The organism is Faecalibacterium sp. An77, from assembly GCF_002161315.1.
Lineage (GTDB): Bacteria > Bacillota > Clostridia > Oscillospirales > Ruminococcaceae > Faecalibacterium.
In genome coordinates, this window is the sequence record NZ_NFHK01000082.1 from 1 (window position 1) to 5,477 (window position 5,477).

The 5,477-nt window shown below is 39.6% G+C and carries 5 protein-coding genes and 1 pseudogene; 4 read left to right on the forward strand and 2 right to left on the reverse strand.

The window, feature by feature from the left end; genetic code table 11:
* On the forward strand, window positions 1–194 hold a 194-nt coding region (locus B5G28_RS14885; protein ID WP_204228883.1), incomplete at its 5' end, for a hypothetical protein.
* 46 nt (window positions 195–240) lie between these two features.
* Here B5G28_RS14885 and B5G28_RS13990 read toward each other — a convergent pair.
* A pseudogene (locus tag B5G28_RS13990) lies at window positions 241–1,010 on the reverse strand (ParB N-terminal domain-containing protein); the annotation flags it as partial.
* Between the two features lie 279 nt (window positions 1,011–1,289).
* Between B5G28_RS13990 and B5G28_RS13995 the strand changes: the two are divergent.
* From B5G28_RS13995 to B5G28_RS14620, 3 genes are read left to right on the forward strand one after another with little or no spacing between them, the layout of a single operon-like run.
* The gene (locus tag B5G28_RS13995) at window positions 1,290–2,129 is read left to right on the forward strand and encodes a hypothetical protein (RefSeq protein WP_144265570.1); all 840 of its coding nucleotides are present in this window, start codon (window positions 1,290–1,292) and stop codon (window positions 2,127–2,129) included.
* Entirely contained in the window at window positions 2,122–3,405 is a 1,284-nt protein-coding gene (locus B5G28_RS14615; protein ID WP_144265571.1) for a hypothetical protein, read from the forward strand. Before B5G28_RS13995 ends, B5G28_RS14615 begins: the two co-directional genes overlap by 8 nt.
* 2 nt (window positions 3,406–3,407) lie before the next feature.
* Window positions 3,408–4,184 carry a nucleoside 2-deoxyribosyltransferase gene (locus tag B5G28_RS14620; RefSeq protein ID WP_158099641.1) on the forward strand — a complete coding sequence of 259 codons (777 nt, stop codon included), beginning with the start codon at window positions 3,408–3,410 and terminating at the stop codon, window positions 4,182–4,184.
* Window positions 4,185–5,281: 1,097 nt separating this feature from the next.
* On the opposite strand, the gene B5G28_RS15205 is transcribed toward B5G28_RS14620, so the two are convergent.
* On the reverse strand, window positions 5,282–5,477 hold a 196-nt coding region (locus B5G28_RS15205; protein WP_144265573.1), incomplete at its 5' end, for a transposase domain-containing protein.

Genomic DNA, 5,477 nt, shown 5'->3' on the forward strand with positions numbered 1-5,477 from the left:
GAATGGAAACCAAGCAAGCAATTTTGCCACTTTCAGCCCCAGTTAGTATTTCAATGTTACTATGTTTCGGAAATCGGCACAACCATATAACCGTCTGTGATGAAACTATTTTTATTTCACCAATAGGATTGTACCAGCAAGCAAGGCTGTTCGGGTTACGCAAAATTTATTCTAACGCTTTTTCTGCCGTTTAATTCCAATCAATAGTTGATTCAGTTTTGAGATTTTTCAATCAAGTCATTTTGCTGGGAGGATTTCTTCACGCCGGTTCAGATTGTCCTCCACCATCTGCGTAATGGCTTCACCGTCCGTCAGATTGTGGACGATACAGGGCATATCCTCATATCCGGCAAGCTCGCTGGCCTTCTGGCGGCGGTGGCCGGACACGATCTCATAGCCGCCATCCTCACGGGGACGGACGATAGCGGGCTGGGTAACGCCCTTGTCCTTTACGCTGTACACCATAGCCCGCATTTCTTCATCGTCCCGAACCTCAAAGGGATGGTTCTTGAAGGCGTGGAAATCGTTCGGCCCCTCGGGTTCCTTCGGAGCGGGAGCGGCCTGCACCGTGGGAGCCGCTTTTTTCTCCGGTTTCCCTTTGGGTGCATTTTCCGACTTTTTCTGTGCGAGGGCTTCGGAGCGGCGTCCTTGTCCTTATCCTCCTTCGGAGGACGGCCCCGGCGCTTCGGCTGCTCGGGCTCTTTGGGCTTTTCCTGTTTTCCCTCAGCCTTTTTCGGGGCCTGCAGCTGCTTTTCCGGGTTCTCCGTTTTTGCCGGGGCAGGCCTTTCCCTGCCGGAAACTGCCGCCCGTTCCTCGGCCTTTTTTCCTTTCACAATTTCAGCGAAGTCATAGACGGACACCTGCGGGCTCGCTGACTGCTGTTCCGTCTCTTTTTCGGCCTCCGGGGAAGTAGGCGTTTTCTCTGGCTCGGACGGGTTCCCTTTACCCGGCCCGGTATCCGTTACCGGCTGCTCCGGCATTTTTGTAATTTTATCATCTGCCATAAGCATTTACCTCCTGTTTTTGGGCATGAAAAAGGGGGTTCAACTTTTCAGTCAAGCCCCCGTGGGAAATTCCTCCTTTCTCCGCCAGGATACAAAAAATACCGCCCGTAGTCTCGTTTGGGCGGTACTTTGTTTAAGATTGGCAGTCCATTATTATGTTCCCTTTGTACACCGTTGCAATAGCTATATCATACAAATAAGTCTGGAGGAACTTCACATTTATATAGAAATGTGATACAATGTAAAAAACATCTGCAAAAAAATATTGAAAAGAGTTGAGGATAGATGAGTGCAGATACACCGAAAACATGTGGAATTATTATGCCCATTTCTAGTTGTCCTGGTTATACCGAAGAACATTGGGTAAATGTTTTAAATATAATTAAAGAGGCAATCTCTAAAACTGAGAAATTCGCACCAGTTCCCGTTTGGTTAGAGACAAAAACAGATGTTATTCACTCTACAATTATTAGCAATATATTAAAATGCGACATTATTGTTTGTGATATGAGCACAAACAATCCAAATGTAATGTATGAACTAGGACTTAGAATGACCATGCGCAAGCCGGTGGTTATTATTAAAGATGATATGACGAAAGCGCCTTTTGACACAAATGTGCTGCGTTACGAACAGTATCCTAAAGATTTACATTATTATAAAATTGAAGCTTTTATCAAAAAGCTTAGAGAAATTATTACTGACACTTGGAAAAAATATTCGGATGATCCTGAGAGTTTTACTCAACTAATCAATTTAGATGACTATAAAAAGTATAAAATTGTTACTGCCTCCGGCGAAGTTGAGGAACAAACCGTGCAAGATGCAATAAAAAGCATTTATCAAATTATAAGAAAGTCAACTCACAATCCCTCTGTGGCAAATATCGACCTAACTGAGTTAAGTTCTGCAAAGTGGGAAGTAAAAAGTGCACGAGACGCATTTAAGAAAACTTTTCAAGAAATAAAAGACAAATTGCTAGATGACCTCAATCATTCAGACGCAACAGAAACTTTACGTACACAAACTACCGAGCAGATAGATAGCATTCTGATGGGTTTTGAGGTGTTTGAAGATTCTTTAGAAAGTTTGTTTAAAGCTATTGAGGATGTTGTAAATGGATAAAACAAAGAAGGGAATTGGATACCTAATTAACATTGGAGTGACTACATGTAGACTTTTTAGGGTTAATGATGACAATTCCCTTAAAGAAGATCGCGTTATAAGCTATCAAGCATCACCAAGCTCGGAAAATTATTTCGATGAAATTATTACTAATATCCAAGACTTGGTTAAAACATTCCCCGATAGTTTCCTTGTTAAAGTTATCGTTGATTCTAAATTTGCTGATTTATTTCAGTCTGAAACTGATTTAAAAGATTTTATACGAGAATTTTATGTAAAGACAAATTTGTATTTTAATATTTTAACTCCGGAACAAACGGTTCGGAACCTTTCGCAACTGTTTGGTGACCTTTCTTCAGATACTGCAATTATTAATATAGGAAGAAACTATGTAGATATAATGACGCTAACCGCAGCCGGAAAACTCGACTCCACATCTTTAACGTATAGTCTAACAGATGTTCAAGTCCTCGTTAACTCCAAAAAAATGCATGAAGTTTTAACTGAGGAAAACATTGAATATTTAAAAAATCAAATAAAAAGAAGAATTAAAAGTGGACTCCAAGGAATTAAAGTAGGAAAAGCAATAATAATAAAAGATGAACTCTCTTTTATGCAAGAGTTTAACTATCCACTTGTTCATAATCCAAACGAATCAATAAAAGAACATCAATATATTATTAACTTTGAAAACTACAAAAAAGCTAATCATGAAAAACTGTTTACAGTTAATTTTAGAGAAGAGCTTTTATCGAGAGGCTTCGATGAGTCGAAGCAAAAAAGAATATACGGCTTTAAGTTTGGCCATTTATTGTTAGAAACAATATTTGAGTTGCTGAATGTTAAATTAATCATTCCTTCTGACTTGCTTAATATACACGGAAGCATTAATAGCTATATCTATAATGTAGTACTTAGTGGTAGCACTCAACCTTCTCATGTAAAGTATTTTGCTGAAGCAGCAAAATCAATTGAACAATTGGGCGCAAAGATTACTAGCCCACAGTTTGATAAAGAGGACCAATTATTCCCTATTACGACCAAATCAGAGTATGCACATCTAAAAGCGATTGATGATTGTGATATTCTTTTTGTATGTAATAAGGATGGATATATCGGAAGAAGTACAGCATGTGAAATCTATTATGCATCTGCACTTAGAAAAACAATAGTATTTTGGACCGATCCGCAAGATGAGCAAAGTAACAAAGATGAAGATCGTCTCTATTGTATACCACATGAACATTGGAATCATATTAAAATCGTGGGGGTATAATGATGGGAAGAAAAGATCAAAAATTTTTGTTGCTAGAAATATACAATGGTACGCTTTTTTCCGGAGTGTTCGATAATATAAGCGAAAAATTCACAGAGTTTCTGCATATAAAAATCAATACTGAATTGTCAACATCTTCTTCAACGCAAGAAGAGTTAATTCGTACTATTTCAAAGATCATAAGATGTAATAATATATCACCTTTGCATATTCGGGTTTATTGGAGCGTTCAATTTGATCTGGATCCCCATACGGCATTAACGATAAGAAAAAACTTTTATATGGAATTAGGGGTTAATCTTAATATTGTGCCTTTGAGTATAAGGAACTTATATTTAATTCGAACAAATGCATTAACCGATTCTATATTGTATGGAGTATGCAAAAAAGAGTTTCAAAGAGTGGTGATTTGTGGAAGCTTCAGAAAGCATCTTGGACTTGTCAAAGAGGTGTATAATTATTGTCGAAAGAAAGATATTGAAGTACTAAGCCCTCAAAGCCTGCAGTATGAAAGCGTTTTTAATGAAAGCTTTGTGCTATTTCATGGCGAAAAAATCATTAATGAGAGAGAAACATATTGGATAGAACACAAGCATACTAAGGCGATATACGATGCAGACGCAGTGATTATTTGTAACAGTGAAGGCTATATTGGTCCTACTACGATCTATGAAATAGGGTTTGCACAAGCTTTGGGGAAACGTATTGTTTTTGTGGATGAAAACTGCGGTGAATTTGACATATATTTTCCAAGAGACACTGGTTTGCTTGGGTTCTAAATGATTTTAAAATTACTGCTCTATAGCAATGCATAGCAAAAGCTCTTAAAAGAATGGTCGCCCAATTTAGACTTACAAAATTAAAGATTTGTGTAGCGTATTGAAGCGCATCTTCAAGGCCCGGTTGCGGGGGTATGTAACCGATGGGCTCAGGAGCGCGGTTCATGCGTGCAGCGACACCTCCATCAGAATTGAATGATTGTAATTGCTTTAATATGGAGGCGCTGACCACTTTAGTTGAATCGTGTCATACCAAGACTTCGAGGTATCCGTAATCGGCATATTGATCTATTCCAACTACAAACCAGCAAAGGATATATAGAAACTCAAAGACCTTTCCCTTTCATGCTTTCTTCGGAGTCTGTTGTTGCATAAAGACTATCAACTTTAGTGAGATATTCTGCCATTATATGGTGTCCCAAAAAGTCTTTGCTCATGTTCGATTCATGGTGCGTCTATGGGATAGAAAGCCTTCTTTGAAATAATCCCTCAAAATCTCATTTAGGGTGCGTACTCAAACAGCAGCTTTGGCTCCCCACCATTTCCACATTGCAGAACAGCTTTAAAATTTTACGCATATACAGTTGTTTTTCTAATTGGTATGTGGCTTATTCGCTGCTCATTCGATTATCAGTGCCATCTTCAAGCTACACTCGCTTGCTCGTTCGAGTCTCATCTGCAACTCAATTTTGCCAGCTCCTAAGAGGTTTTGGACTGAATCAAATACAAACTGCATATCTATTTCTCCATTTTTCAAGAATAAAACGTATAACCGATGTTTTTGCATTTATAACGTATGTATCATGGGGGCTTCTTTTGTCTTCAAATGGGAGAGCGTTCGGTTCGCATCCGAGAGGTCATGGGTTCGAATCCCACTAGGTCCACCAAATCAGAAAAATCCGAACCTTTTTCCTGTGGGAGAAGGGTTCGGATTTTTTGTTTTCTTCGGAAGATTAGTAAGCGCTCCATAATCCCCCGTGAGGGATAAACAAAAGAGCTCCCATAAGGAGCTCAAATCAGTTAAAATGTAAGCGCTCCATAATCCCCCGTGAGGGATAAAGAAAAGAGCTCCCATGAGGAGCTCAAATCGGTTGAAATTATTTGAGTTTGCAATACTCGGGAAGGCTTTCAGCCCAAGGGAGCAGCGGAACCAGTTGTTCCTCGGTAGGATTTTCGCCCAGTTTGGGCAGCTCCTGCAGCAGGAACAGCAGGTAACCAAAGGGATCCAGACCATTGTGCTTGGCTGTCTCGATCACACTGAAACACAGAGCGCTGGCATCGGCACCCTTTGCG